The following is a 26,616-nucleotide window of genomic DNA, read 5'->3' on the forward strand; positions in this document are numbered from 1 at the left end:
CCGTCAACCCGCGCCCCCTTCGGGGCGCTCCTCTAGTCCGCCGACAGCACGAACGAAGCCTGTGCCTTCGCGAATCCCGGGGTCTTTGCCTCCAACAGGTACGTACCCGGCTTCGCCGAACCCCCGGAGGGCGTCGCGCAGTGGGCCGCGCTCGGCTTGCGGTCCCACTTCACGGTGTACGTGATGCTCTGGCCGGCCGGGACCCGGAACACCAGGCTCCCCGCCCCCTGGGGGCAGTCGGCCGAGGACCAGAACGTGTCGTCGCCGTCCGCCGGCGTGATGGTCAACACCGCGTTCTTCGGGCCGAGATCGACCTTGCAGTCGGCCGACGAGCCGTTCTTCGCGGTGAGTTCGAAGGTCGGCGTCTGGTCCGGCGAGTAGGAGTTGTGCACGCTGTGCAGGCCCAACGTGACCGCGCCGGAGGTGCAGTTGGGCAGCGAGGAGGACGCCGGGAGCGTGTCGCCCGTGCCGACGTCGCCGCCCACGGCAGCCGTACCCGAGCCGCCGCCGGAACCGGAGGACCCGTCGGTCGAGCCGTCCGAGCCGCTGTCACCACCGGAGGCGGAACCGGAGCCGCCACCGCTGGAGTCGCCGCCGCCCGACTCCTCGCGACCGCCGGGGTGTTGACTGATCGCGGAACCGGACGGGGTCGGCCCGGGCGTGATGGTGTGGGTGGGATTCTTGCCGTCGGACCCGTCGGCGTCGTTCTTGCCGCCCCCGCCGCCGGCGGTGACGATCCATGTGATCACCAGCGCCAACAGGGCGACCACGGACAGCAGTACGACCCTCCGACGCCAGTAGATGGAGGAGGGAAGCGGCCCGACCGGATTGCGCAGAGATCCCACGGCGCAAACTGTACGAGAGATCGTCGCGCCGGCTTGCGCCACCCGCCGCGCCGGCGCCAACTTTTCCGGATCATCATCCCGGCAACTGCCGCAGGCGACCTGCTTCTTCACATTTCGCCACGCTCGGTGACCGTGCGGTCACCCATTCCGCCCGCCAACCCGTGGCAGGATCGGAAAGGCCATGACTGAGAAGCTGCACGCCCCCGTGATCGCCTGGTTCGACGCCCACGCCCGCGACCTCCCCTGGCGCCGCCCGGAGGCGGGCCCGTGGGGCGTGATGGTCAGCGAGTTCATGCTCCAGCAGACCCCGGTGAACCGGGTGCTGCCCGTCTACGAGGAGTGGCTGGCCCGCTGGCCGCGCCCGGCCGACCTCGCGAAGGAGGCACCGGGCGAGGCGGTGCGCGCCTGGGGCCGGCTCGGCTATCCGCGCCGCGCGCTGCGCCTGCACGGTGCCGCGGTCGCCATAGCGGAGCGGCACGGCGGGGACGTACCGACGGATCACGCGCAGCTGCTGGCGCTGCCCGGTGTCGGCGAGTACACGGCCGCCGCGGTGGCCTCGTTCGCGTACGGGCAGCGGCACGCGGTGCTGGACACCAATGTCCGCCGGGTCCTGGCGCGGGCGGTGACGGGCGTGCAGTACCCGCCGAACGCGACCACGGCGGCCGAGCGGCGCCTGGCACGGGAGCTGCTGCCGGAGGACGAGCGCACCGCCGCACGGTGGGCCGCCGCCTCCATGGAGCTGGGCGCGCTGGTGTGCACGGCGAAGAACGAGGGGTGCCCGCGGTGCCCGATCGCCGCGCAGTGCGCCTGGCGGCTCGCGGGCAAGCCGGAGCACGCGGGTCCGCCGCGCCGCGGGCAGACGTACGCCGGTACGGACCGGCAGGTGCGCGGCAAGCTGCTGGCCGTGCTGCGGGAGGCGCACGCACCGGTGCCGCAGGCGGTGCTGGACCGGGTGTGGCACGAGCCGGTGCAGCGGGCCCGGGCGCTCGACGGGCTGGTCTCGGACGGTCTGGTGGAGCCGCTGCCGGGCGGCCTGTACCGGCTGCCGCTGGGCTGACGCACAGACAGGTCACAGCGCAGGGGCGTCCGTTACAGAACCCCTGAACCGACAAAGTGCCCCATAAGGGGACAGCCAGGCTGCTCGCCTTACCCCGTTCGTACTTCCGTTACACAACCGACGGATAGCCGATTGCCAGCCGCAGGCTGGTCCGCACAGCCCCGTGACAACCACTCCGTAGCTTCTTCTCCGTGCCCGGCGGACCACCGGGCGCGGGGACAGCAGGACTTCAGGCACGAGCCGGAAGCACAACGGGGAACGGAGGCGGTTGAACATGGCCCAGGGCGAGGTGCTCGAATTCGAGGAGTACGTCCGCACCCGGCAGGACGCGCTGCTGCGCAGCGCACGCCGGCTGGTTCCGGACCCGGTCGACGCCCAGGACCTGCTGCAGACCGCGCTGGTGCGGACCTACGGCCGCTGGGAGGGCATCGCCGACAAGCGGCTGGCCGACGCCTATCTGCGCCGGGTCATGATCAACACTCGGACCGAGTGGTGGCGGGCGCGCAAGCTCGAGGAGGTGCCCACCGAGCAGCTGCCGGACGCCTCCGTGGATGACTCGACCGAGCAGCACGCCGACCGGGCCCTCCTGATGGATGTCATGAAGGTGCTCGCACCGAAGCAGCGCAGTGTCGTGGTGCTGCGACACTGGGAGCAGATGTCCACAGAGGAGACGGCCGCTGCCCTCGGCATGTCGGCCGGTACGGTCAAGAGCACGCTGCACCGGGCGCTCGCCCGGCTCCGTGAGGAGCTGGAGGCCCGCGATCTGGACGCACGCGCGCTGGAGCGTGAGGAGCGGGAGCGTTGCGCGGCCTGACCGGGGCCGGGCCCTACCGGGCCCGCAGCAGTACACAGGCGGTGATCGCGGTGGGGGCCGCGCTCGCCGCCCTCGCCCTTTTCGTCGCCGCGTGCGGCAGCGGGGGCACGGGCGCCCGGGACGAGGGCCCGGCGCACGCCTCGGCGGTGGCCGGGGCCGTCGACTCCCCCTCCCCCAGTCCGGCGGAGAGTTACCGGCGGGTGGATCCGGTGGCGCTGGTCAAGAACGACCCGGAGGTGTCGGGCGCGGTCAAGCGGGAGCTGAAGCCGTGCAACGGCGACGAGTACCCGGTCGACGTCTCCTACGGCAATCTGACCGACGGACCGGTGGACGACGTCGTCGTCAACGTGCTGACCTGTGCCGACGCGGTCGGCATCGGCTCGTATGTCTACCGGGACGACGACGGCTCGTACACGAACGTCTTCAAGAGCGAGGAGTCCCCGGTCTACGCCGAGATCGACCAGGGTGTCCTGTCGGTGACCCGGCAGTACTACGAGAAGGGCGACCCGATCTCCAGCCCGTCGGGTGAGATCGTGACCCCGTACAGGTGGACGGAGGGGCGGTTCGCCCCGGGGAAGTCCACCCGCAACGAGTACAGCAAGTCGGCCGGCGGGGGCCCGACGCCCGCGCCGGACAGCTGACACCCCGTAGGACACCCTGACCCCCACGACACCACGAGGACTGAGAGCACCGGGATGGCAGACCAGACCCACGTCCTGTTCGTCGAGGACGACGACGTCATCCGCGAGGCCACCCAGCTCGCACTGGAGCGGGACGGCTTCGCGGTCACCGCCATGCCCGACGGTCTGTCGGGCCTGGAGGCGTTCCGGGCGAACCGCCCCGACATCGCACTGCTGGACGTCATGGTGCCCGGCCTGGACGGCGTCAGCCTGTGCCGCCGGATCCGGGACGAGTCGACCGTGCCGGTGATCATGCTGTCGGCGCGGGCCGACTCCATCGACGTCGTCCTGGGCCTGGAGGCGGGCGCCGACGACTATGTGACCAAGCCCTTCGACGGAGCCGTGCTGGTCGCCCGGATCCGCGCGGTGCTGCGCCGCTTCGGGCACGCCGGCGGGTCCGCGCAGGACGGCTCCGCCTCCGGGGTCGGCGGCGGCACGCTGAGCTTCGGCGACCTGGAGATCGACACCGAGGGCATGGAGGTGCGCCGGGCCGGGCGGCCGGTGGCGCTGACGCCCACCGAGATGCGGCTGCTGCTGGAGTTCTCCTCCGCGCCGGGGACCGTGCTCTCCCGCGACAAGCTGCTGGAGCGCGTGTGGGACTACGGCTGGGGCGGGGACACCCGGGTCGTGGACGTGCATGTGCAGCGGCTGCGGCAGAAGATCGGCCAGGACCGGATCGAGACGGTCCGCGGCTTCGGCTACAAGCTGAAGGCCTGAGCGGAGCGGCGGCATGCGGGGGATTCTGCGGCACCCGGTCCGGCGCATGGAGCGCGTGGGCCTGCGCACCGGACTGAGGTGGAAGGTCAGCGCGGCGATCGCGCTGGTGGCCGGCCTGGTGGCGATCGTGCTGAGCCTGGTCGTGCACAACGCGGCCCGTGTCTCGATGCTGGACAACGCGCGCGAGCTGGCCAACGACCGGGTCCTGATGGCCCAGCGCAACTACGAGCTGAACCGGGGGCGGGTCTTCCCCTACATCAAGGTCGACGACCCGGAGCTGCCGGCCGCGCTGCGCGAGAAGGTCGAGCGGGGCCGCCGGGCCAGCGATGTCTCCGAGCACGGCGGGGCGGCGGACATCTGGGCGGCCGTTCCGGTGAAGGACGGGCATGTGCTGTCCCTGCACAGCCATCTGCCGGACCGCAGCACCGACATGCTGCAGGACCTGGACCAGGCCCTGGTCATCGGCTCGGTCGCGGTGGTGCTCGGCGGCAGCGCGCTGGGCGTGCTGATCGGCGGGCAGCTGTCCCGCCGGCTGCGCAAGGCGGCGGACGCGGCGACCCAGACCGCCAACGGCGTGACCGACATCCGGGTGCAGGAGGCCATCGGCGGGGTCGTACGGGACGAGACCGACGAACTCGCGCGAGCGGTGGACGCCATGGCGGACGCGCTGCGCCAGCGCCTGGAGGCCGAGCGGCGGGTCACCGCCGACATCGCGCACGAGCTGCGCACCCCGGTGACGGGCCTGCTGACGGCCGCCGAGCTGCTGCCGCCGGGCCGGCCCACGGAACTGGTCCTGGACCGGGCCAAGGCCATGCGCACCCTGGTCGAGGACGTCCTGGAGGTGGCCCGGCTGGACGGCGCCTCGGAGCGGGCGGAGCTGCAGGACATCATGCTCGGCGAGTTCGTGGCGCGCCGGGTCGCGGCCAAGGACCCGGACGTCACCGTGCGGGTGGTGCACGAGTCGGAGGTCACCACCGACCCGCGGCGGCTGGAGCGGGTGCTGTTCAACCTGCTCGCCAACGCCGCCCGGCACGGCCGGCCGCCCGTGGAGGTGACCGTGGAGGGCCGGGTCATCCGGGTCCGCGACCACGGTCCCGGCTTCCCCGAGGAACTGCTCGCCGAGGGGCCGAGCCGGTTCCGCACCGGCAGCAAGGACCGCGCCGGGCAGGGCCACGGGCTCGGGCTGACCATCGCGGCGGGCCAGGCCCGGGTGCTCGGCGCCCGCCTGACGTTCCGCAACGTACGCCCTGCGGGCGCGCCCCCCGGCGTCGCCGCGGAGGGCGCGGTGGCCGTCCTGTGGCTACCGGAACACGCCCCGACCAACACGGGCAGCTACCCGATGCTGCCGGCGTCGGGCGGGACCCAGGCGTCGGGCGGCGCCTAGCCGAGGGGGCTGGGGCAGCCAGCCCGCCCAGCCGCCCCGGCGGCTCAGGTGGTGGCCAGCACCAGTTCCTCCGCCCTGGACGGGCGCAGGCCGTCCGGGCGGCCGGTGAAGTAGCGGCGGGTGAGTTCCTCGGCCGGTACGTGGCGGGCGTCGCGGAAGCCGGTGCCGCGGACCAGGGCCAGCATCTGCGGGGGCGTGAAGTAGCTGAGGAACGGTGTGCCGGAGGCGCGCGCGCCCCGCTCCGCCGCCTGGTGGAAGGGCCGCAGCTCGGGCTCCACGTCCTCGGCCGGCCGCAGGAACGTGGTGGCGAGCACGGAGCCCGGAGCGAGCGTCGCGACCTGCCGGAAGCTCGCCTCGACGGCGTCCCGGGTGAGGTACATGGTGACGCCGGTGCAGGCCACGACCGCCGGGCGGCCCGGGTCGAGACCGGCCGCGAGCAGCCGCCCCCACCAGTCGCCCTCGAAGTCGACCGGGACCAGCCGCAGCCAGTCGGGGACGCCGTACCCGAGGTCGGCGAGCCGCCTTCGCTTCCACTCCTGCGGCCCGGGCCGGTCCGCCTCGAACACCCGCAGGCCCGCGGCGATCTCGGGCCGGCGCTGGGCGAAGGTGTCCAGGCCGGCGCCGAGCAGGACGTACTGGTCCACGCCCCGCGCGGCCTGCTCCACCACGAGGTCCTCGACGAACCGGGCGCGGGCCGCGATGGACGCCCGCACCGGCCGGGTCTCCCGCTCGTCCATGTCGGGCCGGGAGCGCCAGTCGTCGCCGGGATCCGCCAGCCGCAGCCCGACCTCGTCCGCGATGACGTGCGGCGGCGGATCGGCCCGCAGGTGCAGCGCCCGCCACAGCGCGGTCCGTACCGCCGTGTGGTCCGGCAGCACCGCAGGCTGCGCGGTCATCCGAAGTCCTTGGAGAAGTCCAGCTCCTCGCTGCGCTGGGTCAGCGAGTACCAGTTGCCGTTGTCGTCGCGGAAGATCGCCTCGACGCCGTACGGCCGCTCCTTCGGCTCCTGGACGAACTCCACCCCGCGGGCCTTGAAGGTCTCGTAGTCTCCCCGGCAGTCGTCCGTGTGGAACGCCCCGGCGCCCAGCACTCCCTTGGCGACCAGCTTCTTCAGCGCCTCGGCGGACTCGGGGTCCAGGCCCGGGCCGTCCAGGCTCATCAGCGCCAGCTCCAGGCCGGGCTGGTCCTTGGCGCCGACGGTGATCCAGCGCATGTCGCCCAGGGCGAGGTCGGTGCGCACCTCGAAGCCCAGCTTCTCGGTGAAGAAGGCCTTCGTCCGCTGCTGGTCGGTGGTCCATACGGTGCTGATGGCCAGGCCTTTGATCATGGCTGCGCTCTCCTGTCGCGAGGCTGCTGTTCCTGCTCGTCACCGTAGGCAGGGCCGGGCGCGGCGCGCTTCTTCGATGTTGCGGTGTTGAAACCGCCGGCCCAGAGCATGGCGTAGCAGCCGGGTATGAGGGCGGCGCCACGGCCGACGTGCTCGCTCCGGTACTTGCTGGGGGTGAGGCCGGTACGGGCCTTGAAGCGGGCGGAGAAGGTGCCGAGGCTGCTGAAGCCGACCAGGGTGCAGATCTCGGTGACCGTGAGGTTGGCGCTGCGCAGCAGCTCCTCGGCGCGCTCGATCCGCCGGTGGGTCAGGTACTGGCCTGGTGTCTCGCCGTACGCCTCCTTGAAGGCGCGCAGGAAGTGATACCGCGAGTACCCGGCGTGGGCCGCCACCGCGTCCAGGTCGAGGCCCGGGTCGGCCCAGTCCCGGTCCATGGCGTCCTTGGCCAGACGCAGGCGGCGGATCTTGTCCATGCGCCGATGGTGGCACGGGGGTCTGACATCGGGCCCGAACCGGCGTCGACCAGCGCGGACACCGCGGTCTTGCGAGGGGTGGGAACGGCCGAAGGCCCCGGTGGCGGACACGCACCGGGGCCTTCGGACTCGGGGTTGCTCAGACGGCCTCGACCACGGCCTGCGGCGCCGGGTCGGCACCCTCCGCGGGGGCCTTCGGACCGCCCTTGAGCGGCACCTCCTTGACGAACAGCGCCGCGATCAGCACCACGACCGCGATCCCGGCACCGAGCAGGAACGCCGAGTGCGTGCCCGAGGACACCGCGTGCTGGTACGCCTCGCGCGCCACCGCCGGCAGCTTCTGCAGGCTCTTGGCGTCCAGCTGCGCCGACTTCTCGGTGATGTTCTTGCCCAGCGCGCCGGCCCGCTCGGCCATGACGTCCTGCACCCGGTGGTTGAACAGGGCGCCCATGATGGCCACGCCGAAGGAGGAGCCGAGGGTACGGAACAGGGTGGTCGAGGAGGACGCCACGCCCATGTCCTTCATCTCCACGCTGTTCTGCGCGACCAGCATGGTGATCTGCATCAGGCAGCCCATGCCCGCGCCGACGACGGCCATGTAGACGCCGGAGGTCAGCCGGGTGGTACCGGTGTCCATCAGGGACAGCAGGTACATGCCGACGATCATCAGGACACCGCCGACGATCGGGAAGATCTTGTACCGGCCGCTGTTGGTGGTGACCCGCCCGGCGACCATCGAGGTCACGAGCATCGCGCCGAGCATCGGCAGGAGCAGCAGACCGGAGTTGGTCGCGGAGGCGCCCTGCACGGCCTGCTGGTACAGCGGCAGGAACAGGGTGGCGCCGAACATCACGAAGCCGGTGATGAAGCCGATGACCGACATCAGGGTGAAGTTGCGGCTCTTGAAGATGTGCAGCGGCAGGACCGGCTCGGCGGCCCTGGTCTGCCAGAACACGAACCCGACCAGCGCGGCCACGCCGATGCCGATCAGCTCCATGATCCGCGCGGAGGTCCAGGCGTACTCGGTGCCGCCCCAGGTGGTGACCAGCACGATGGAGGTGATGCCGACGGTCAGCAGGACGACGCCCAGGTAGTCGATGCCGGCCTTGGAGCGCTTCCTCGGCAGGTGCAGTACGGCGGTGACCAGCGCCAGGGCGACCGCGCCCAGCGGCAGGTTGATGTAGAAGGCCCAGCGCCAGCCCCAGTTGTCCGTGATGGTGCCGCCGACCAGCGGGCCGCCGATCATCGCCAGCGCCATGACGCCGGCCATCATGCCCTGGTACTTGCCCCGCTCCCGCGGCGGGATCAGGTCGCCGATGATCGCCATCACGCCGACCATCAGACCGCCGGCGCCCAGGCCCTGCACGGCCCGGAACCCGATCAGCTGGCCCATGTCCTGGGCCATGCCGCTCAGCGCCGAGCCGATGAGGAAGATCACGATCGAACTGAGGAAGGCGCCCTTGCGCCCGTACATGTCACCGAGCTTGCCCCAGATCGGGGTGGAGGCCGCGGTGGCCAGGGTGTAACCGGTGACGACCCAGGAGAGGTGCTCCAGGCCGCCCAGTTCGCCCACGATCGTGGGCATCGCCGTGCCCACGATCATGTTGTCGAGCATCGCGAGCATCATCGCGATCATGAGTGCGAGCAGCACTACTCGCACACTCCTGGGCTGTTTGCCCTCTGTGGTGGTTTCGACCGTGTCCGCCATCGTCTTCCCGTTTCCCCCTGCGGCGTACTTACTTGCCGCCCGGCTAGTTGTCACTACACTGGGAAGGTAGACGCGCTACTAGCCGGGCGTCAAGTAAGTTTCCGCCGGAGCGCGAGGAGTACGAGGATGGGCGTCACCATGGACGGCACCAAACAGCAGCGCCGCGGCAACACCCGCCAGCGCATCCAGGACGTGGCGCTCGCCCTCTTCGCGGAGCAGGGCTACGAGAAGACCTCCCTGCGCGAGATCGCCGAGCGTCTCGACGTCACGAAGGCGGCCCTGTACTACCACTTCAAGACGAAGGAAGAGATCATCGTCAGCCTCTTCGAGGATCTGACGAAGCCGATCCTGGAACTGATCGAGTGGGGCCGGGGGCAGCCGCACACGCTGGAGACCAAGCAGGAGATCATCCGCCGCTACAGCGAGGCGCTCCAGGGTGCGGAGCCGTTGTTCCGCTTCATGCAGGAGAACCAGGCGACGGTACGGGAACTGCGCATCGGCGACACCTTCAAGGACCGGATGCGCGGCCTGCGGGACATCCTCATCAACCCGGAGGCGGAACTGGTCGACCAGGTCCGCTCCGTCAGCGCGATGTTCACGCTGCACGCGGGGATGTTCGTGATGCAGGACATCGAAGGCGACCCCGAGAAGAAGCGCGAGGCCGTTCTCGAGGTCGCCCTGGACCTGGTCACACAGGCGCACGAGCACGCCCGCGGGACGGACTAGGTCCTGTCGTTCGGATCAGCCGGCGAGCCCGGCACGATCCGAACGACAGGCCCTGGGTCAGACCGTCACGCCCTGGGCGCGCAGGAACGCGACCGGGTCGATGGCGGAGCCGTAGTTCGGGGTCGTACGGATCTCGAAGTGCAGGTGCGGGCCGGTGGAGTTGCCGGTGGAGCCGGACAGGGCGATGTGCTGGCCGGTCTTCACGATCTGGCCGGGCCGGACGTCGACCCGGGACAGGTGCGCGTACTGCGAGTAGGTGCCGCTGCCGTGCTTGATGACGACGGCGTTGCCGTACGCCGGGCCGTCACCGGCGCCGTTGGGGCCGGCCTTGACGACGGTGCCGCCGTGCGCGGCGACGACGTCGGTGCCGGTCGGCACGGCGAAGTCCTGGCCGCTGTGCTTGGCGGCCCAGTGACTGCCGGCCTGCGCGAAGCTCGCGGAGAGCGTGTAGCTCTTCACCGGGTCGACCCAGGAGCCGGCGGACGCGGTGGCGGCGCTCGCGACCCCGGTACCCAGCACGGCCGTGGCGCCGAGTCCGGCAGCCAGGACGGTCACACGGGCACGGAGCGAGGACGAGCGGGAAGAGCGGGACGTGAAGCGCTGGAACATCGGGACCTCGTGGACTCGGGAGCAGATCGGCCACCCGGCGCACAGACGTCCGGGGAGACATCCGGCCAAGCGGCCATCCCTTGGTAACCGAGCACCCCATCCAGCCCAAAACGGCCCATCTACGGCAGCGGGTAGTACACGACCGCGAAACCGGCCGCTTTCTTGACAGCCCTGCCCTCCGGACAACCGGCCCCTGACGACGGGTTTCTTCCGTGCGGGATTGCGGAGTAAAGGTCCCTTTTTGCCCTATTTATCCCGCTTTACCCGGCTAGCACATCCCACTATCCCGGCTAGTACCGGACATTTCGCCTGTGCCCCTTATCACCGGCTACCCAAACCGACGATCACGGAAATGTGACGCAGGCCTCTAGGCACCTACCCTCCGGTAACCCTACGGTTCCCCTCGCGCCACCCTCGCCTCAGATCATGCCCCTGACATTTCAGACGCGAGAGGACCACCCACCGATGACCAGACGCCCCTGGGCGCGCCGCATCTCCGTGACCGCCGTCTCCGTGGCCGCCCTGGCCGCGACGGCCGCCCCGGCCGAGGCGGCGACCACGAGCACCTCCTCCGCGAAGGTCGACTACGCCACCTGGCAGAAGGACTGCCAGACCGTCATGGACCAGGCCCTGCCGTACCTGAAGGACCGCATCGCCGCCGCCCGGCCCGGCGAGAGGCAGGCCATCGTCCTCGACATCGACAACACCACGCTGGAGACCGACTTCGGCTTCAGCTACCCCCAGCCGGCCAACAAGCCCGTCCTGGACGTCGCCCGGTACGCCCAGGAGCACGGCGTCTCCCTCTTCTTCGTCACCGCCCGGCCCGGCGTCCTGTACTGGCCCACCGAGTACAACCTGGAACACGACGGCTACGACGTCTCCGGCCTCTACGTCCGCGGCCTGTTCGACCTCTTCAAGGACGTCGCCGCCTACAAGACCGCCCAGCGCGTCGACGTCGAGAACGACGGCTACACGATCATCGCCAACATCGGCAACAGCGCCACCGACCTGTCCGGCGGGCACGCCGAGAAGGCCTTCAAACTGCCCGACTACGACGGACAGTTGTCGTAAGACCGAGCGCGCCCGGCACGGACCGCGCGCCCGGCACGGGACCGCGCCGGGAACGCCGAAGGGGCCGGTGCCCGAAGGCACCGGCCCCTCATGCTCGGCCGCTCCGCAGGAGGCTTACGCGTCCTTGCTCAGGTTGGGACCGGCCCCACCCGCGGCCTGCTCGATCGGCGGGACGTCCGGGAGGGCCGACTTCTCCTCGCCCCGGAAGGTGAAGGTCTGGGACTCGCCCTCGCCCTCGGTGTCCACGACCACGATGTGACCGGGGCGCAGCTCGCCGAAGAGGATCTTCTCCGACAGCGAGTCCTCGATCTCGCGCTGGATCGTGCGACGCAGCGGACGCGCGCCCAGCACCGGGTCGTAACCCTTCTTGGCCAGCAGCTCCTTGGCGGACTGGGAGAGCTCGATGCCCATGTCCCGGTCCTTCAGGCGCTCGTCCACCTTGCCGATCATCAGGTCGACGATCCGCAGGATGTCCGCCTGCGTCAGCTGCGGGAAGACGACCACGTCGTCGACGCGGTTGAGGAACTCGGGACGGAAGTGCTGCTTGAGCTCGTCCGACACCTTGTTCTTCATGCGCTCGTAGTTGGTCTTCGTGTCACCCGAGGCCGCGAAGCCCAGGTTGAAGCCCTTGGAGATGTCCCGGGTGCCGAGGTTGGTCGTCATGATGATGACCGTGTTCTTGAAGTCCACGACCCGGCCCTGGGAGTCGGTCAGACGACCGTCCTCCAGGATCTGCAGCAGCGAGTTGAAGATGTCCGGGTGGGCCTTCTCGACCTCGTCGAAGAGGACGACGGAGAACGGCTTGCGGCGCACCTTCTCGGTCAGCTGGCCGCCCTCCTCGTAGCCCACGTATCCGGGGGGCGAACCGAAGAGACGCGACACCGTGTGCTTCTCGCTGAACTCCGACATGTCGAGGGAGATCAGCGCGTCCTCGTCACCGAAGAGGAACTCGGCGAGTGCCTTGGACAGCTCGGTCTTACCGACACCGGACGGGCCGGCGAAGATGAACGAACCACCCGGACGCTTCGGGTCCTTCAGACCCGCGCGCGTACGGCGGATCGCCTTCGACAGCGCCTTGACGGCGTCGTTCTGGCCGATGACCCGCTTGTGCAGCTCGTCCTCCATGCGGAGCAGACGGCTGGACTCCTCCTCGGTCAGCTTGAAGACCGGGATGCCGGTGGCCGTGGCGAGGACCTCGGCGATCAGCTCGCCGTCGACCTCGGCGACGACGTCCATGTCGCCGGCCTTCCACTCCTTCTCCCGCTTCGCCTTGGCGGCCAGGAGCTGCTTCTCCTTGTCGCGCAGGGAGGCGGCCTTCTCGAAGTCCTGCGAGTCGATCGCGGACTCCTTGTCCCGGCGGACGGCGGCGATCTTCTCGTCGAACTCGCGCAGGTCCGGCGGAGCGGTCATCCGGCGGATGCGCATCCGGGAACCGGCCTCGTCGATCAGGTCGATCGCCTTGTCCGGCAGGAAGCGGTCCGAGATGTACCGGTCGGCCAGGGTGGCCGCCTGGACCAGGGCCTCGTCCGTGATGGAGACGCGGTGGTGGGCCTCGTACCGGTCACGGAGACCCTTGAGGATCTCGATCGTGTGCGGCAGGGACGGCTCCGCGACCTGGATGGGCTGGAAGCGGCGCTCCAGGGCCGCGTCCTTCTCCAGGTGCTTGCGGTACTCGTCCAGCGTGGTCGCGCCGATGGTCTGCAGCTCACCGCGGGCCAGCATCGGCTTCAGGATGGAAGCCGCGTCGATGGCGCCCTCGGCGGCACCCGCACCGACCAGCGTGTGCAGCTCGTCGATGAACAGGATGATGTCGCCGCGGGTGCGGATCTCCTTGAGCACCTTCTTCAGGCGCTCCTCGAAGTCACCGCGGTAGCGGGAGCCGGCGACCAGGGCGCCGAGGTCCAGCGTGTAGAGGTGCTTGTCCTTGAGGGTCTCGGGCACCTCGCCCTTGACGATGGCCTGGGCCAGGCCCTCGACGACGGCGGTCTTGCCGACACCGGGCTCACCGATCAGGACCGGGTTGTTCTTCGTACGGCGGGACAGCACCTGCATGACCCGCTCGATCTCCTTCTCGCGCCCGATCACCGGGTCGAGCTTGGACTCACGAGCGGCCTGGGTGAGGTTCCGGCCGAACTGGTCCAGGACGAGGGAGGTCGAAGGCGTGCCCTCGGCCGGGCCGCCCGCGGCGGCGGTCTCCTTGCCCTGGTAACCGGAGAGCAGCTGGATGACCTGCTGCCGCACCCGGTTGAGGTCTGCACCCAGCTTGACCAGGACCTGGGCGGCGACGCCCTCGCCCTCGCGGATCAGGCCGAGCAGGATGTGTTCCGTGCCGATGTAGTTGTGGCCCAGCTGAAGGGCCTCGCGGAGCGACAGCTCCAGGACCTTCTTGGCACGGGGGGTGAAGGGGATGTGCCCGGACGGGGCCTGCTGGCCCTGACCGATGATCTCCTCCACCTGCTGGCGGACCGCCTCAAGCGAAATGCCGAGGCTCTCCAGGGCCTTAGCGGCGACACCTTCGCCCTCGTGGATGAGACCCAGGAGGATGTGCTCGGTGCCGATGTAGTTGTGGTTGAGCATCCGGGCTTCTTCCTGAGCCAGGACGACAACCCGCCGCGCGCGGTCGGTGAACCTCTCGAACATCGTTAATCGCTCCTCAGAGCGGTCAGGCAGTGGGGGGAACTTCCCCTCCCTGTCCTTCCGCAGCTTAGTCCCGCAAGCGGGGACCGCTCATTCCAACTGCCGACACCGTCGATGGCCTCCTGACCGTGTGCGCCGACATCTGCTCCAACCCGATGGTGCGAGACGATGTTCCCGCAGGCCAGGCAGTTACCCCAGTCGCCAGTACGCCGATGGCGAACGTGAGACGGCCTGTCCTGCATGTCGCCCCCTCCCACTAGGCATGTCTTACCCGCAGGGACTGACACTCCATGCGGCGCGCACCGGTTCCCTCCGCTATGGGCGAACAACCTTGCGCCTCCCCGGACCCCCAAGCGCCCCGTTTTCCGGCACTGTGCGCAGCCGACAGGACACCCAGCGTAACCTGAAGGGGGATCCGGCGTTTCACTTGTCATGGTTGGCTCGGTCTCCAGGACCTCCACGGTCTCCATGTCTTCCACGGTCCCCCTTCCTCGCCGGCCCCTCGACCCGAACGCACCCGTCGCCGGTTGTCTCTGCGTCGGCCCGGACGCCCGGGCCCGGCACTGGTACGAGAACGATCTGGGGTGGCCGACAGTGCCCGGACGGCCGCTGCGGCTGCTCACGGGGGTGCGGTTCGACGTGCTGGACGTGCCGGCCGAGGCGGGCGCACAGGCGCTCCGGCATCTCGGGCCGGGCTCCCCGGTGGCCCTGCGGGGCGACCGGATGGAGCTGCTGGTGGCCGCGGGCGGGGCGGAGGAGCTGCCCGGGCTGCTGGACTGGCTGGAGTGGGGCGCCGTACGCCTGGACCTTCGGGTCCTCGGGGCGGGCGACACCCTGGAGGCACCGCGTCCGCCCACCGGGACCGCTGGTTCACGTCCTGGAGGGCCTGCATCCGTACGGCCCGGCTCCGTGCCGCGTGACTCCGTGCCGCGTGACTCCGTGCAGGGGGCCGCCGTGTGGCTGCGGCCCCCTGAGCCTGGACGCGAGGTCGAGGCCTCGCTGCCGGCCATGCCGGCCATGCCGGCCATGCCGGCCGTATCCCCCGTGGGGCGCGAGGGGAGCGCCCCCGATCTCGTACGACTGGTGGACACGGTGGCAGCGCACTGTCACCGGGTCCGGCTGCGGCGCGCGTGCGCCGGGCACCCCGCCGACCGGCGGGATCAGCCGTTGGCCTTCTCGTAGGCCTCGCGGATGGACGCGGGAACCCGGCCGCGGTCGTTGACCTCGTATCCGTTCTCCTTGGCCCACGCGCGGATCGCCGCGGTGTCCTGGTTGCCGCCCGAAGCGGCACGCGCCTTTCCACGCCCGCCGGAGGAGCGGCCACCGGTACGACGGCCACCCTTCACATAGGGATCAAGAAGGCTGCGCAGCTTGTCCGCATTGGCAGTCGTGAGATCGATCTCGTACGTCTTGCCGTCCAGCGCGAACGTCACGGTCTCGTCCGCCTCGCCGCCGTCGAGGTCGTCGACAAGAAGGACCTGAACCTTCTGTGCCACCGCATTTCCTTTCATCGATAACGTTGAGGGCCAGGGGTGTGCGGCGTCCGCCGTTTCGCCGCCCCTGTTATATGCAGTACTGCAGTACCTCGGAAAGCAAACCGCTTTTGCCGGAAAAACACAAACCCTCGGGAGTGACCCGACGGACCGCCCACACCCGGAAACATGCGCGTTTCGGACATAGGGCACCGGGGCAATGACGATCACAGATGCAGAAGCATCCGGCTGTTGCCCAAGGTGTTCGGCTTCACTCGTTCGAGACCCAGGAACTCGGCGACGCCCTCGTCATAGGAACGCAACAGCTCCGCGTACACATCGGTGTCGACCGGTGTCTCGCCGATCTCCACGAAGCCGTGCTTCCCGAAGAAGTCCACTTCGAAGGTCAGGCAGAAAACCCGGCGAACGCCGAGCCAGCGCGCGGTCTGGAGCAACTTCTCCAGCAACTGATGGCCGACGCCGGCGCCCTTGAGGCCGGGCTTCACCGCCAGAGTGCGGACTTCCGCGAGGTCCTCCCACATGACGTGCAGCGCACCGCAGCCGACCACCTCGGCGTTGTCGTCGCGTTCCGCGACCCAGAACTCCTGGATGTCCTCGTAAAGCGTGACCGTGGCTTTGTCGAGCAGGATGCGGTCGCGGACGTAGGCGTCGAGGAGGCGGCGCACGGCCGGGACATCGCTGGTCCGGGCCCGCCGGACGGTGATGGCTTTTGCGGAGACTTCGGGACGCTCTGCTGACATGAGCGGACGCTATCGCCCGGCCGTGTCCTCTGCCGAGCCGGGGTTCTCCTCTTGCCGGGCTTCGGGTGCTTCCTGTTGGCGGGCTTCGGGGGCTTCCCGGGTTTCTTCCGGGCCCTGGACGATCCGCACGGCGTCCCTGAGGGCCTGGCGCTGTTCGTCGCTCATCATGCCGAAGAAGGCGACGAGTGCGGCGGCGGGGTTGTCGCTCTGCGACCAGGCGTCGTTCATCAGGGCGGCGGCGTACGCGGCGCGCGTCGACACGGCCTCATATCGATAGGCCCGGCCTTCCGCCTCACGACGGACCCAGCCCTTCTGATGGAGATTGTCCAAAACCGTCATCACGGTGGTGTACGCGATGGAGCGTTCCTGCTGCAGGTCTTCCAGGACTTCTCGAACGGTCACCGGGCGGTTCCACTTCCACACCCGCGTCATGACCGCGTCTTCGAGTTCTCCCAATGGGCGAGGCACACCTCAGAACAATAGTGGGAGATCCGGGCAATGGCGTGCCGGACGTGCGCTAGGACTACAAACGCGAACAAAAAGGGCGTACGACTCGCGAAGCGCGCGGGCGCCGGAGTCGTACGCGGGGGACGGCCGAGGCGTGTGGAAGGCCTGCGGCCCGCTCAGGCGTCGCCGCCGGCGGAGGCCTTGCGTGCACCCTCCACGCGCGCGAGCGCGGCGTCGACGGCGGCGTCCTCCTTGGCCTTGGCGGCCCCGCCCTGGGTCTTCACGATCACCCTGACCACACCGATGAAGAACACGGCCATGACGACCGGAGGCACGAGCGCGGAGACATAGTCCATGCCTCCAGAGTAGCCACGGGGACCCGGGCGAACGGCCCGGGGGCACACGAACCACCCACCGCACCGCGAAGCCCACCACCGACGACCCACCCCAAGCCGCACGGCCGTTACGGGCGGGCAAGCGATCACCCCGCGGCCCGAAGGCCGCCGCGGCGAGCCCGCCCGCGGGGGGGCTCTCCCCGCGGCCCGAGGCTGCCGCCGACGAGCCCACCCCCCAAGGGCCACCCGCACCCCACCACCAAAGCCGCACGGGCGGCGCGGGCCGGAAACTATTCCCCCCACGGACCCGAGGCGACCGACGGTGAATCAGCCCCGCAGGGGGAGGAAATGGGGCCGCGGGTCCTAGCCCGCGGCCAGTTGGCGGGGCTCCGGTGGGGTCGGCTTGCGGCGTGGGAAGACCTCGCCCGGCGTGGGAATGGGCCGCTTCGGTGCCACCGGCTCCGCGGGGCCGGGCGCCGGCTTCGGCCGGGGCTTCTCCGCGGGCTCCTGCGGGGTCTGCGACGGCTCCTCGGCCTCCCCGTCGCCCTGGCGCACCCCCGCCTCCCCCGCGCCGCCCGCAAGGGCCGTCAGACGCGTCCGCGCGGGCGGCACGGCGGGCGCCGGGACCCTGCGCGCGCCCTGCGCGAACCGCGCCCGTACGTCCTGCTCGGCCAGCGCCTGGCAGCGGTCCAGCAGCGCCGCCGCCGCGGGGTTCCCGCGCAGCGCCCGGAGCGCCGCGAGGTCGTCCGGCGTGGGCCGGTGCCCGGCTCCGAGCGCCTCCTCCAGGAGGGTCAGGTAACCGGCGACGGTTCCCGGCAGAGCGGCCCGGTAGCGGTCCAGGTCGGCCACCAGGAAGGCGCGCAGCCTGGCCCCCTCGCACATCGCCTCGTCGAGCGACTCGGCGAGCCGGAAACAGTCCTGCACGTCCTCGGCGGAGGCGTGGCCGGGGTGGAGGGCGAGGGCGAGGGCGCGGCGGAGCACACGCAGCTCCTCCACGCCGAACGCCATGCCGCCGCGGGATCCGTATGGCGTGGGCATGCGGCGACGCTACCGACTAATCGGACAAAAGTGAGGAATCCCGGATGTTGATTCGCCGCGTGTCGTTCCGGGTTTCCCTCGTCCGGTGTCACGGGGCGGGGCCGGCACCCGCGCGGGCGCCGGCCGGCCCTCACAGCCGCGAGACGTTCCGCTCGTACACCAGGCGCAGCCCTATCAGCGTCAGCCACGGCTGGTGCTCGTCGATCACCGAGGACTCCCCCAGCACCATCGGAGCGAGCCCGCCCGTGGCGATCACCGTGACGTCGTCGGGGTCCTCGGCCAGCTCCCGCGCCATCCGGCTCACCACGCCGTCGACCTGTCCGGCGAAGCCGTACACGATGCCCGACTGCATGGCCTCGACGGTGTTCTTGCCGATCACGTTCCGGGGCCTGGCCACCTCGATCTTCCGCAGCTGGGCGGCCTTGACCCCCAGGGCCTCCACCGAGATCTCGATGCCGGGGGCGATGACCCCGCCGACGTACTCCCCGCGCGCGGAGACCGCGTCGAACGTGGTCGCCGTACCGAAGTCGACGACGATCGCCGGCCCGCCGTACAGCTCGTTCGCCGCGACCGCGTTGATGATGCGGTCGGCGCCGACCTCCTTGGGGTTGTCGAACTGGATCGGCACACCGGTCTTCACCCCCGGCTCGACCAGCACCGCGGGTACGTCGCCGTAGTACCGCCGGGTGACCTCGCGCAGCTCGTGCAGCACCGACGGCACGGTCGCGCAGATCGCGATGCCGTCGATGCCGTCGCCCAGTTCCTCGCCGAGCAGCGGGTGCATGCCCATCAGGCCCTGGAGCAGCACCGCCAGCTCGTCCGCCGTGCGCCGCGCGTCCGTGGAGATGCGCCAGTGCTCGACGATGTCCTCGCCGTCGAACAGGCCGAGGACGGTGTGCGTGTTGCCGACGTCGATCGTGAGCAGCATGGCCGTTACTCCGCCTCGCGCAGGTCCAGGCCGATGTCCAGGATCGGCGAGGAGTGCGTGAGCGCGCCCACGGCCAGGAAGTCCACGCCGGTCTCGGCGTACGCGCGCGCGCCCGCGAGCGTCAGCCGCCCGGAGGCCTCCAGCAGCGCCCGGCCGCCGACGATGCCGACGGCCTCCTCGCACTCGCCGGGCGTGAAGTTGTCCAGCAGGATCAGGTCGGCGCCCGCGTCCACGACCTCGCGCAGCTGGTGCAGGGTGTCGACCTCGACCTCGATCGGCACCTCCGGGAAGGCCTCCCGTACGGCCTTGAAGGCCTGCGCGACGCCGCCGGCGGCGACCACGTGGTTGTCCTTCACCAGGGCCGCGTCCGAGAGCGACATGCGGTGGTTGACGCCCCCGCCGCAGCGGACGGCGAACTTCTCCAGCGACCGCAGGCCCGGGGTGGTCTTGCGGGTGTCCCGCACGCGCGCCTTGGTGCCCTCCAGCGCGTCCGCCCACGCGCGCGTGGCGGTCGCGATGCCGGACAGCCGGCACAGGATGTTCAGCGCGCTGCGCTCGGCGGTGAGCAGGTCACGCGTGCGCGTGGTGACCGAGAGCAGCTTCTGCCCGGCCTCGATCCGGTCGCCGTCCTCCACGTGCCGCTCGACCTCGAACTCGTCCGTGCAGACCACGGAGAGCACGGCCTCGGCGACGCGGAGGCCGGCCACGACGCCCGCCTCGCGCGCGGTGAAGTCGGCGGTGGCCACCGCGTCCTCGGGGATGGTCGACACGGTCGTCACGTCGACGCCGCCGTCCAGGTCCTCCTGGATGGCGACGTTGGCGATGTCCTCGACCTCGAGCGGATCGAGTCCGGCAGCGGCCAGCAGCTCGGCGAGCGCGGGGTCGAGCCCGCACTCCAGGTACTCCTCGTCACCCTCGGCGCCGCAGGCGCAGCCGTCGCCGCAGCCGCCGGTCGGGGCGAGGGGAAGGTCGTCGGTGCTCACGTCTGTCACTGCTCCTGGGGCGCTGTTACCGGATAGGGGGGAAGTCTGCGGTGTCGGTGGTGCGTACGGCCAGCGACCGGTCCGGATTGAGCCGTACGACGATGTGGCGCCGCCAGTTCGCGTCGTCGCGCTCGGCGCGGTCCTCGCGCCAGTGGCAACCGCGGGTCTCCTCGCGCAGCCGGGCGGCGGTGACCAGGACCCGGGCCACGCACAGGAGGTTCGTCGCCTCCCAGGTGTCCACGCCGGGCTCGGCGGTCTTGCCGTTCTCCTGGAGCGCGTCCCGGGCGTCGGCGTGCAGCTTCTGCAGCTGGTCGGCGGCCTTGGCGAGGGACTCCTCGGAGCGCAGCACGCCGGCGCCCTCGGTCATGGTCCGCTGGATGGCGAACCGGGTCTCGGGGGCGAGCAGCGGGTGCGCGGGCTTGCCGGGGTCCGGGACCGGTGCGGGCACGCGCGCGTGCAGGCCGCTCCCGGCGTGGGCGGCGGCTATGTCGGCGGCGATCCGCTCGGCGTAGACGAGCCCCTCCAGGAGGGAGTTGGAGGCGAGCCGGTTGGCGCCGTGCACACCGGTGCACGCGACCTCGCCGCACGCGTACAGGCCGGGCACGGTGGTCCGGCCGCGGGCGTCGGTGCGGACGCCTCCGGAGGCGTAGTGGGCGGCCGGGGCGATCGGGATGGGCTCGGTGACCGGGTCGATGCCGTTGGCCCGGCAGGCGGCCAGGATGGTCGGGAAACGGTGCTCCCACATGGCGGCGCCGAAGTGCCGGGCGTCCAGGAACATGTGCTCGGCGTCCTGCTCCTGCATCCGCCGCATGATGCCCTTGGCGACGATGTCCCGCGGCGCCAGCTCGGCCAGCTCGTGCTGCCCCACCATGAAGCGCACGCCGTCGCCGTCGACCAGGTGGGCACCCTCGCCGCGCACCGCCTCCGAGACCAGCGGCTGCTGCCCTTCCGCGTCCGCGCCGAGGAACAGCACGGTCGGGTGGAACTGCACGAACTCCAGGTCGCTGATCTCCGCGCCCGCGCGCAGCGCCAGCGCCACGCCGTCACCGGTCGACACGGACGGGTTGGTGGTCGCGGAGAACACCTGGCCCATGCCGCCGGTCGCGAGGACCACGGCAGGCGCGTGCACGGCGCCCACGCCGTCGTGCTGGCCCTCGCCCATCACGTGCAGGGTGACCCCGGCCGTGCGGCCCTCGGCGTCCGTCAGCAGGTCCAGCACCAGCGCGTTCTCGATGGTGCGCAGCCCGCGCGCGCGGACGGCCTCGACGAGGGCCCGGGAGATCTCCGCGCCGGTGGCGTCGCCGCCGGCGTGCGCGATCCGGCGGCGGTGGTGGCCGCCCTCGCGGGTGAGTTCCAGTTCTCCTTCGGAGGACTCGTCGAAGTGCGCGCCGGTGTCGATGAGCCGCCGTACCGCGTCGGGGCCCTCGGTCACGAGGATCCGTACGGCCTCCTCGTCGCACAGGCCCACGCCGGCCACCAGGGTGTCGGCCAGGTGCTCCTCGGGGGTGTCGCCCTCGCCGAGGGCGGCGGCGATGCCGCCCTGCGCCCAGCGCGTGGAGCCGTCGTCCAGGCGGGCCTTGGTGACGACGACCGTGGTCAGCCCGGCGGCCTCGCAGCGCAGGGCTGCGGTCAGACCGGCCACCCCGGAACCGACGACGACCACGTCCGCGGAGATGGCCCAGCCGGGTGCGGGCGCGTGCAGTCGTATGCCTGTGCTGGTCACGAGGCGGCTCCGAAGGTGAGGGGGAGGTTGTCGATCAGCCGGGTCGAACCGACCCGGGCGGCGACGGCGAGGACGGCCTCGCCGGTGAAGTCGTCGCCGATCTCGGTGAAGTCGGCGGGGTCGACCAGTGCGAGGTAGTCCAGCTTCAGCGGCGGGTCGAGGCGGGCGGCCTCGTCCAGCACCTGGCGGGCGGCGGCGCGGACGGCCGCCGGGCCGCCGGGCGCGGCGGTGGCCACCGCGTGCGCGTCGGCCGCCGCGCGGGACTCGCCTATGGCGCTCAGTGCCTCGGCACGCGCGTGCGTGGAGGGCACTTCCCGGGCCCGCGCGCGCAGCGCCTCCTGCGCCGCGTGCCGGTCCCGGCCGGCGAACAGCGCGCGGGACAGCGCGAGCGCGGTACGCCGCTCGTCCGGCGCGAGGTAGCGGTTGCGGCTGGACAGGGCGAGCCCGTCCTCCTCGCGCACGGTCGGTACGGCGACGATCTCGACGCCGAAGTTCAGGTCCCGCACCATGCGCCGGATCAGGGCCAGCTGCTGGGCGTCCTTCTGCCCGAACAGGGCGACGTCGGGGCGGGTGAGGTGGAGCAGCTTGGCGACGACGGTGAGCATGCCGTCGAAGTGCCCGGGCCGCGAGGCACCCTCCAGGCGCTCGCCCATGGGGCCCGCGGTGATGCGCACCTGCGGTTCACCGCCGGGGTAGACCTCGTCCACGGAGGGCGCGAACACGGCGTCTGCGCCGGACTGCTCGGCCAGCTTCAGGTCGGCGTCCAGGGTGCGCGGGTAGCGGTCGAGGTCCTCCCCCGCGCCGAACTGCAGGGGGTTCACGAAGACGGTGACGACGACCTCGCCGTCCGGGCCGGCGGTCTCCCGCGCGGTGCGGATCAGGGTCGCGTGGCCCTCGTGCAGGGCGCCCATGGTCATCACGACGGCGCGGCGGCCGTGGCGCACGCGCGCGTGCAGCTCTCCGGCGGTGCTCAGCAGGGCGGTGGTCATCGGTCGTTCCCCTCGGTGCCGGTCGTGCCGTCGGTGCCGTTCGTCCCGTCGGTGCCGTGCGTGCCGCCGGTTCCGTCGCCTCCTCGGCTGCCGGGGCCGGCGTGGCCCGCGTCGGCGAGTACCCCGAGGAGGTCCTCGGCCAGCTCCGGCTTCAGCAGGCCGTGCGCGAGCGCACGGTCGGCGGTCGCGCGGGCCATCGCCAGATAGCCGGCCACGGTCTGCGGTGCGTGCTTGCGCAGCTCGGTGACGTGCGCGGCGACCGTACCGGCGTCCCCGCGCGCGACCGGCCCGGTCAGGGCGGCGTCACCGGAGCGCAGGGCGTTGTCCAGGGCGGCGCCGAGCAGCGGGCCGAGCATCCGGTCGGGGGCCGTCACGCCGGCCGTGCGCAGCAGCTCCATGGACTGGGCGACCAGGGTGACCAGGTGGTTCGCGCCGAGTGCGAGGGCCGCGTGGTAGAGCGGACGGTTCTGCTCGCTGATCCACTCCGGCTCGCCGCCCATCTCGATGACCAGGGCCTCGGCGGCCAGCCGCAGCTCCTCGGGCGCGGTGACGCCGAAGGAGCAGCCCGCGAGGCGCTGGACGTCCACCGGCGTGCCGGTGAAGGTCATCGCCGGGTGCAGGGCCAGCGGGAGCGCGCCCGCGCGCAGGGCCGGGTCGAGGACCTTCGTGCCGTACCGGCCGGAGGTGTGCACGAGCAGCTGTCCGGGCCGTACCGCGCCGGTGTCGGCGAGCCCGGCGACCAGGCCGGGCAGGGCGTCGTCGGGGACCGTGAGCAGCACCAGGTCGGCGCGCTGGAGGACCTCGGCGGGCGGCACCAGCGGGACGTCCGGGAGCATCGTCTCGGCGCGCCTGCGGGAGGCCTCGGAGACTCCGGAGACGGCCACCGGGCGGTGCCCGGCGAGCTGGAGGGACGCGGCCAGTGCGGGGCCCACGCGGCCGGCGCCGACGACGCCGACGGTGAGCCGCGCGGGGCGGTCCTTGAGGTCTGGCTGGTGGACTGTACTCACGCGACGGCGGCCTTCCCGTTCCAGTCCGCTCTGGGTACCGGACGATTTCTCGTCATGTTAACGCTATCGGGTGCGACGGCGGCCGGCTGTCCACAGGCTGTGGGTTTCGCCACGCGTCCGGCGGCGCCCGCGCGCGGGGAAACCCCGGTGCCCTCCCGGCCCCCGGCGCGGCATGATCCACGGCATGACCGACACGGGTGAGCAGGACACGGAACAACAGACGCGGGAGCGGCTGCGGGAGCGGCGCGCGGCGGCCGGGCGACAGGCCCGGCGCGTGCTGTCCCGCGCCGGCTGGGGAAGTTCGATCCGCGACCGTCTCGCCCATCTGATGGACGCGGCGGACGAGGTGTACGACCTGGACGAGCCGGCCGACGTCTACGGCAACCGGATCGTGGCGGCCCTGGAGGAGCGGGTCGCCGCGCTGCTCGGCACGGAGGCCGCCGCGTTCTTCCCGACGGGCACCATGGCCCAGCAGGTGGCCCTGCGCTGCTGGGCGGCCCGTACCGGCGATCCGACGGTGGCCCTGCACCCCATGTCCCACCCCGAGGTGCACGAGCGGCACGCCTTCAGCCAGGTCAGCGGCTTGCGCCCGGTCAGGGTGGGTGACGGGCGCCGGCTGCCCACGGCGGCCCAGATACGCGACGCGGAGGAGCCCTTCGGGGCGCTGATGCTGGAACTGCCCCTCAGGGACGCCGGTTTCGTGCTGCCCACGTGGGAGGAGCTGACCGAGGTCGTCGGGGCGGCCCGGGAGCGCGACGCGGTGGTGCACTTCGACGGCGCGCGCCTGTGGGAGTGCACCGAGCACTTCGGGCGCTCTCTTCAGGACATCGCGGGCCTCGCCGACAGCGTCTACGTGTCGCTGTACAAGTCCGTCGACGGCTTCGGCGGCGCCGCGCTCGCCGGCCCCGGGACGCTGGTGGAGGAGGCGAAGACCTGGCGGCACCGGTACGGCGGCATGATCTTCCAGCAGTTCCCGACCGCCCTGTCCGCGCTGATCGGCCTGGAGCGCGAACTGCCCCGGCTGCCGGAGTACGTCCGGCACGCGCGCGTGGTGGCCGCCGCGCTGCGCGAGGGCTTCGCGGCGGCCGGGGTGCCCTGGGCCCGCGTCCACCCGGAGGTGCCGCACACCCACGAGTTCCAGGTCTGGCTGCCGTACGAGCCCGGCGTGCCGGCCGAGGCGGCCGTGCGGCAGGCCGAGGAGACCTCCGTGCTGCTCTTCGCGAACGCCTGGGACGAGGGCGGCCCCGGCCTGGCGTTCACCGAGGTCGTCGTCCGTTCCGCCGGCCTGGAGTGGACGGCCGACGACGTCCGCGCGGCCGTACGGGACTTCGTGGACCGCCTGCCGGACCCGGCGTGACCGCGCGCGGGCCCCGGGGCTAGCCGAGTGCGCGGGGGCGCAGCCAGCGGGCCAGCGTGCGCCTGAGCCGCCCGCGCGCCGGGCGCTCGTCGACGACCGCGCGGAAGCGCCGGTAGTCGCGCAGCTCTCGGGCGAGGTCGAGGTCGTGGCGGCCCGGCGCGGGCGGTTCGGGCTCGCCGTGCAGACGGGCGCGGTAGCTGTCGAGGAGGTACTGCTGGGTGATGCTCATGGCGGATCGCCTTCTCGGGACGGTGACTGATCACTTGGCGCCACCGACCGCTCGGTGACTGATCGGGCTCCGCGGCTGCCCCGGTGCCTTCAGCCTGCCCCCCGGTCCGCCCCGGTGTCCCGTGGATTGACGGCTGGCGTCAATCGACGCGGGCCCTGTCAGTGGGCGGGTGCACGATGGAGGGCATGAGCGTGACCATCGACATCACCGGGCTGCCCTTGGAGCGGGTCTGCGTCGTGCCCTCTCCGCTGGCGGAGCTGGGGATGGCGTTGCACGCGCTGAGCGAGCCCGGCCACCACCCCGAGCTGCGTGGCTGGGCGACCGCCGTCTCCTCCCGGCTGGACCCGTGCCTGGCCGACCGATTGTGCGAGGCGGACTTCTTGTGGCGTACGACGTTCTCGGACGTCTTCGCCCCGTTCGCCGGCATCCCGGGCGGACGCGCGGTCCCCGGCGCCACGCTCGCCGAGGAGCTGGACCAGTTGGACAAGTTGACGGACGAACAGTTCGTCAACGCTGCCCTGGAGTTCACCTGCCAGTTGCGCTACGACGTCCAGGAACCCGGCCCGCTGGACGACCCGGAGCTGCGCCGGCGCTCCCTGGAGCTGGCCGCCGCGCGCGGGGCCGTACAGGAGCGGTTCACGCGCCGCCTGCTGACCGATCCGCCGGCCGTCCGCGCCTGGTTCCGGCAGCTGATGCTCGACTGCGACGACGCCTTCTTCGCCGACATCTGGGCCCGCATCCAGCCCCAGCTGGCCGCGGACGCCCGGCACAAGAGCGAACTGCTGCGCCGCAAGGGCCTCGGCGAGGCCCTCGCGGCCCTGTCCGGGGCGGTCTCGCTGGACGAGGAGACCGGGCTCATCACGGTCGACAAGCTGCTGGTGGGCCGTACCGCCACCGGGGACGGCGGCCTGGTGCTGGTGCCGACCAGCCTCGGCTGGCCGCACGTGATGGTCCTTCACCGGTACGGCTGGCAGCCCTCCATCGCCTACCCGGCGAGCGTTCCCCGGCCGCAGGCCCCGTCCGTGGAGCAGCTCACGCGCCGGCTGGAGGCGCTGGCGCACCCGGTGCGGATGCGGCTGTGCCGGCACCTCGCGCGCGCCCCGCACACCACGAGCGAACTGGCCGACGCGCACGGCATGTCGGCGCCCGAGATATCCCGGCACCTGACGGTGCTGAAGAAGGCGGGTCTGGTCACCGACTGCCGGCGCGGCCGGTACGTCCAGCACCAGCTGGACCTGTCCGCGGTGGCCCGGCTGGGCAGCGACTTCATCGAGGGCGTCCTGCGCTGAGTCGCGTACG

Annotated in this window: 28 protein-coding genes; 10 read left to right on the forward strand and 18 right to left on the reverse strand. The window is 71.6% G+C overall.

All coding sequences use genetic code 11. The features are described 5' to 3' along the window. Positions 1-32: 32 nt before the first annotated feature. Complete coding sequence (locus tag ACIP4Y_RS26225) at positions 33-845, reverse strand: hypothetical protein (protein WP_401397911.1); 813 nt, start codon at positions 843-845, stop codon at positions 33-35. 181 nt (positions 846-1,026) lie between these two features. On the opposite strand from ACIP4Y_RS26225, the gene ACIP4Y_RS26230 reads away from it, so the two are divergent. From ACIP4Y_RS26230 to cseC, 5 genes are all read left to right on the forward strand, one after another. Next, complete coding sequence (locus tag ACIP4Y_RS26230) at positions 1,027-1,902, forward strand: A/G-specific adenine glycosylase (protein WP_401397913.1); 876 nt, start codon at positions 1,027-1,029, stop codon at positions 1,900-1,902. Positions 1,903-2,176: 274 nt separating this feature from the next. Beyond that, on the forward strand, positions 2,177-2,716 hold the full coding sequence (locus ACIP4Y_RS26235; protein WP_030751823.1) for a SigE family RNA polymerase sigma factor: 540 nt from the start codon (positions 2,177-2,179) through the stop codon (positions 2,714-2,716). Then, complete coding sequence (locus tag ACIP4Y_RS26240; protein ID WP_401397915.1) at positions 2,704-3,357, forward strand: hypothetical protein; 654 nt, start codon at positions 2,704-2,706, stop codon at positions 3,355-3,357. Before ACIP4Y_RS26235 ends, ACIP4Y_RS26240 begins: the two co-directional genes overlap by 13 nt. A 54-nt stretch (positions 3,358-3,411) precedes the next feature. After that, positions 3,412-4,113 carry a two-component system response regulator CseB gene (gene cseB / locus ACIP4Y_RS26245; RefSeq protein ID WP_401397917.1) on the forward strand — a complete coding sequence of 234 codons (702 nt, stop codon included), beginning with the start codon at positions 3,412-3,414 and terminating at the stop codon, positions 4,111-4,113. A gap of 13 nt (positions 4,114-4,126) precedes the next feature. Then, positions 4,127-5,497: a two-component system sensor histidine kinase CseC gene (gene cseC / locus ACIP4Y_RS26250; RefSeq protein WP_401397919.1), complete on the forward strand. Its 1,371-nt coding sequence runs from the start codon at positions 4,127-4,129 to the stop codon at positions 5,495-5,497. A gap of 44 nt (positions 5,498-5,541) precedes the next feature. Here the strand turns inward: cseC and ACIP4Y_RS26255 are convergent, their stop codons facing one another. The 4 genes from ACIP4Y_RS26255 to ACIP4Y_RS26270 all read right to left on the reverse strand — a co-directional run bounded on the left by ACIP4Y_RS26255 (position 5,542) and on the right by ACIP4Y_RS26270 (position 9,005). Beyond that, positions 5,542-6,393, reverse strand: a complete 852-nt coding sequence (locus ACIP4Y_RS26255; protein WP_401397921.1) for a class I SAM-dependent methyltransferase — start codon at positions 6,391-6,393, stop codon at positions 5,542-5,544. After that, positions 6,390-6,824: a VOC family protein gene (locus ACIP4Y_RS26260; protein ID WP_401397923.1), complete on the reverse strand. Its 435-nt coding sequence runs from the start codon at positions 6,822-6,824 to the stop codon at positions 6,390-6,392. Before ACIP4Y_RS26260 ends, ACIP4Y_RS26255 begins: the two co-directional genes overlap by 4 nt. Further along, positions 6,821-7,297 carry a helix-turn-helix transcriptional regulator gene (locus ACIP4Y_RS26265; RefSeq protein ID WP_401397925.1) on the reverse strand — a complete coding sequence of 159 codons (477 nt, stop codon included), beginning with the start codon at positions 7,295-7,297 and terminating at the stop codon, positions 6,821-6,823. The genes ACIP4Y_RS26260 and ACIP4Y_RS26265 overlap by 4 nt, the downstream gene beginning before the upstream one ends. 139 nt (positions 7,298-7,436) lie before the next feature. Then, the gene (locus ACIP4Y_RS26270; RefSeq protein ID WP_401397927.1) at positions 7,437-9,005 is read right to left on the reverse strand and encodes an MDR family MFS transporter; all 1,569 of its coding nucleotides are present in this window, start codon (positions 9,003-9,005) and stop codon (positions 7,437-7,439) included. A gap of 126 nt (positions 9,006-9,131) precedes the next feature. Between ACIP4Y_RS26270 and ACIP4Y_RS26275 the strand changes: the two genes are divergently transcribed. Then, complete coding sequence (locus ACIP4Y_RS26275) at positions 9,132-9,731, forward strand: TetR/AcrR family transcriptional regulator (protein WP_401397929.1); 600 nt, start codon at positions 9,132-9,134, stop codon at positions 9,729-9,731. Positions 9,732-9,788: 57 nt separating this feature from the next. Here ACIP4Y_RS26275 and ACIP4Y_RS26280 read toward each other — a convergent pair whose 3' ends face one another. After that, positions 9,789-10,340: a M23 family metallopeptidase gene (locus ACIP4Y_RS26280; RefSeq protein ID WP_358637681.1), complete on the reverse strand. Its 552-nt coding sequence runs from the start codon at positions 10,338-10,340 to the stop codon at positions 9,789-9,791. Positions 10,341-10,805: 465 nt separating this feature from the next. Here ACIP4Y_RS26280 and ACIP4Y_RS26285 point away from each other — a divergent pair, with 465 nt between their 5' ends. After that, positions 10,806-11,411 carry an HAD family acid phosphatase gene (locus tag ACIP4Y_RS26285; RefSeq protein ID WP_401397931.1) on the forward strand — a complete coding sequence of 202 codons (606 nt, stop codon included), beginning with the start codon at positions 10,806-10,808 and terminating at the stop codon, positions 11,409-11,411. Between the two features lie 114 nt (positions 11,412-11,525). Here ACIP4Y_RS26285 and ACIP4Y_RS26290 read toward each other — a convergent pair whose 3' ends face one another. Then, positions 11,526-14,051: an ATP-dependent Clp protease ATP-binding subunit gene (locus ACIP4Y_RS26290; protein WP_401397933.1), complete on the reverse strand. Its 2,526-nt coding sequence runs from the start codon at positions 14,049-14,051 to the stop codon at positions 11,526-11,528. A 465-nt stretch (positions 14,052-14,516) separates the two neighbouring features. Here ACIP4Y_RS26290 and ACIP4Y_RS26295 point away from each other — a divergent pair, with 465 nt between their 5' ends. Then, complete coding sequence (locus tag ACIP4Y_RS26295) at positions 14,517-15,230, forward strand: SCO3374 family protein (protein WP_401397935.1); 714 nt, start codon at positions 14,517-14,519, stop codon at positions 15,228-15,230. Here ACIP4Y_RS26295 and ACIP4Y_RS26300 read toward each other — a convergent pair. The 10 genes from ACIP4Y_RS26300 to ACIP4Y_RS26345 form a co-directional block, all read right to left on the reverse strand. Continuing rightward, on the reverse strand, positions 15,209-15,544 hold the full coding sequence (locus ACIP4Y_RS26300) for an Lsr2 family protein (protein WP_030342734.1): 336 nt from the start codon (positions 15,542-15,544) through the stop codon (positions 15,209-15,211). The genes ACIP4Y_RS26295 and ACIP4Y_RS26300 overlap by 22 nt on opposite strands. Positions 15,545-15,747: 203 nt before the next feature. After that, positions 15,748-16,281, reverse strand: a complete 534-nt coding sequence (locus tag ACIP4Y_RS26305) for an amino-acid N-acetyltransferase (protein WP_030651520.1) — start codon at positions 16,279-16,281, stop codon at positions 15,748-15,750. Positions 16,282-16,290: 9 nt separating this feature from the next. Further along, complete coding sequence (locus ACIP4Y_RS26310) at positions 16,291-16,713, reverse strand: BlaI/MecI/CopY family transcriptional regulator (protein ID WP_401398418.1); 423 nt, start codon at positions 16,711-16,713, stop codon at positions 16,291-16,293. Positions 16,714-16,904: 191 nt separating this feature from the next. After that, a complete protein-coding gene (locus ACIP4Y_RS26315) occupies positions 16,905-17,084 on the reverse strand; it encodes a hypothetical protein (RefSeq protein WP_401397938.1) in 180 nt (59 codons plus the stop codon). Positions 17,085-17,426: 342 nt separating this feature from the next. Next, a complete protein-coding gene (locus ACIP4Y_RS26320; protein WP_401398420.1) occupies positions 17,427-18,071 on the reverse strand; it encodes a hypothetical protein in 645 nt (214 codons plus the stop codon). Positions 18,072-18,231: 160 nt separating this feature from the next. Further along, entirely contained in the window at positions 18,232-19,029 is a 798-nt protein-coding gene (locus tag ACIP4Y_RS26325; RefSeq protein ID WP_358637693.1) for a type III pantothenate kinase, read from the reverse strand. A gap of 5 nt (positions 19,030-19,034) precedes the next feature. Further along, positions 19,035-20,012, reverse strand: coding sequence for a carboxylating nicotinate-nucleotide diphosphorylase (gene nadC, locus ACIP4Y_RS26330; RefSeq protein WP_358637695.1), 978 nt, complete (start codon positions 20,010-20,012; stop codon positions 19,035-19,037). Positions 20,013-20,037: 25 nt separating this feature from the next. Continuing rightward, on the reverse strand, positions 20,038-21,735 hold the full coding sequence (locus ACIP4Y_RS26335) for an L-aspartate oxidase (RefSeq protein ID WP_358637697.1): 1,698 nt from the start codon (positions 21,733-21,735) through the stop codon (positions 20,038-20,040). Next, positions 21,732-22,724: a pantoate--beta-alanine ligase gene (gene panC / locus ACIP4Y_RS26340; protein ID WP_358637699.1), complete on the reverse strand. Its 993-nt coding sequence runs from the start codon at positions 22,722-22,724 to the stop codon at positions 21,732-21,734. The genes ACIP4Y_RS26335 and panC overlap by 4 nt, the downstream gene beginning before the upstream one ends. Then, entirely contained in the window at positions 22,721-23,731 is a 1,011-nt protein-coding gene (locus ACIP4Y_RS26345; RefSeq protein WP_401397941.1) for a Rossmann-like and DUF2520 domain-containing protein, read from the reverse strand. The genes panC and ACIP4Y_RS26345 overlap by 4 nt, the downstream gene beginning before the upstream one ends. 184 nt (positions 23,732-23,915) lie before the next feature. On the opposite strand from ACIP4Y_RS26345, the gene ACIP4Y_RS26350 reads away from it, so the two are divergent. Then, positions 23,916-25,088, forward strand: a complete 1,173-nt coding sequence (locus ACIP4Y_RS26350) for a threonine aldolase family protein (protein WP_401397943.1) — start codon at positions 23,916-23,918, stop codon at positions 25,086-25,088. A 19-nt stretch (positions 25,089-25,107) separates the two neighbouring features. Here the strand turns inward: ACIP4Y_RS26350 and ACIP4Y_RS26355 are convergent, their stop codons facing one another. Next, entirely contained in the window at positions 25,108-25,317 is a 210-nt protein-coding gene (locus tag ACIP4Y_RS26355) for a hypothetical protein (protein WP_401397945.1), read from the reverse strand. 185 nt (positions 25,318-25,502) lie between these two features. On the opposite strand from ACIP4Y_RS26355, the gene ACIP4Y_RS26360 reads away from it, so the two are divergent. Next, complete coding sequence (locus tag ACIP4Y_RS26360; RefSeq protein ID WP_401397947.1) at positions 25,503-26,606, forward strand: DUF5937 family protein; 1,104 nt, start codon at positions 25,503-25,505, stop codon at positions 26,604-26,606. Positions 26,607-26,616 lie beyond the last annotated feature (10 nt).

Source organism: Streptomyces sp. NPDC088810 (assembly GCF_044750305.1).
Classification (GTDB): Bacteria; Actinomycetota; Actinomycetes; order Streptomycetales; family Streptomycetaceae; genus Streptomyces.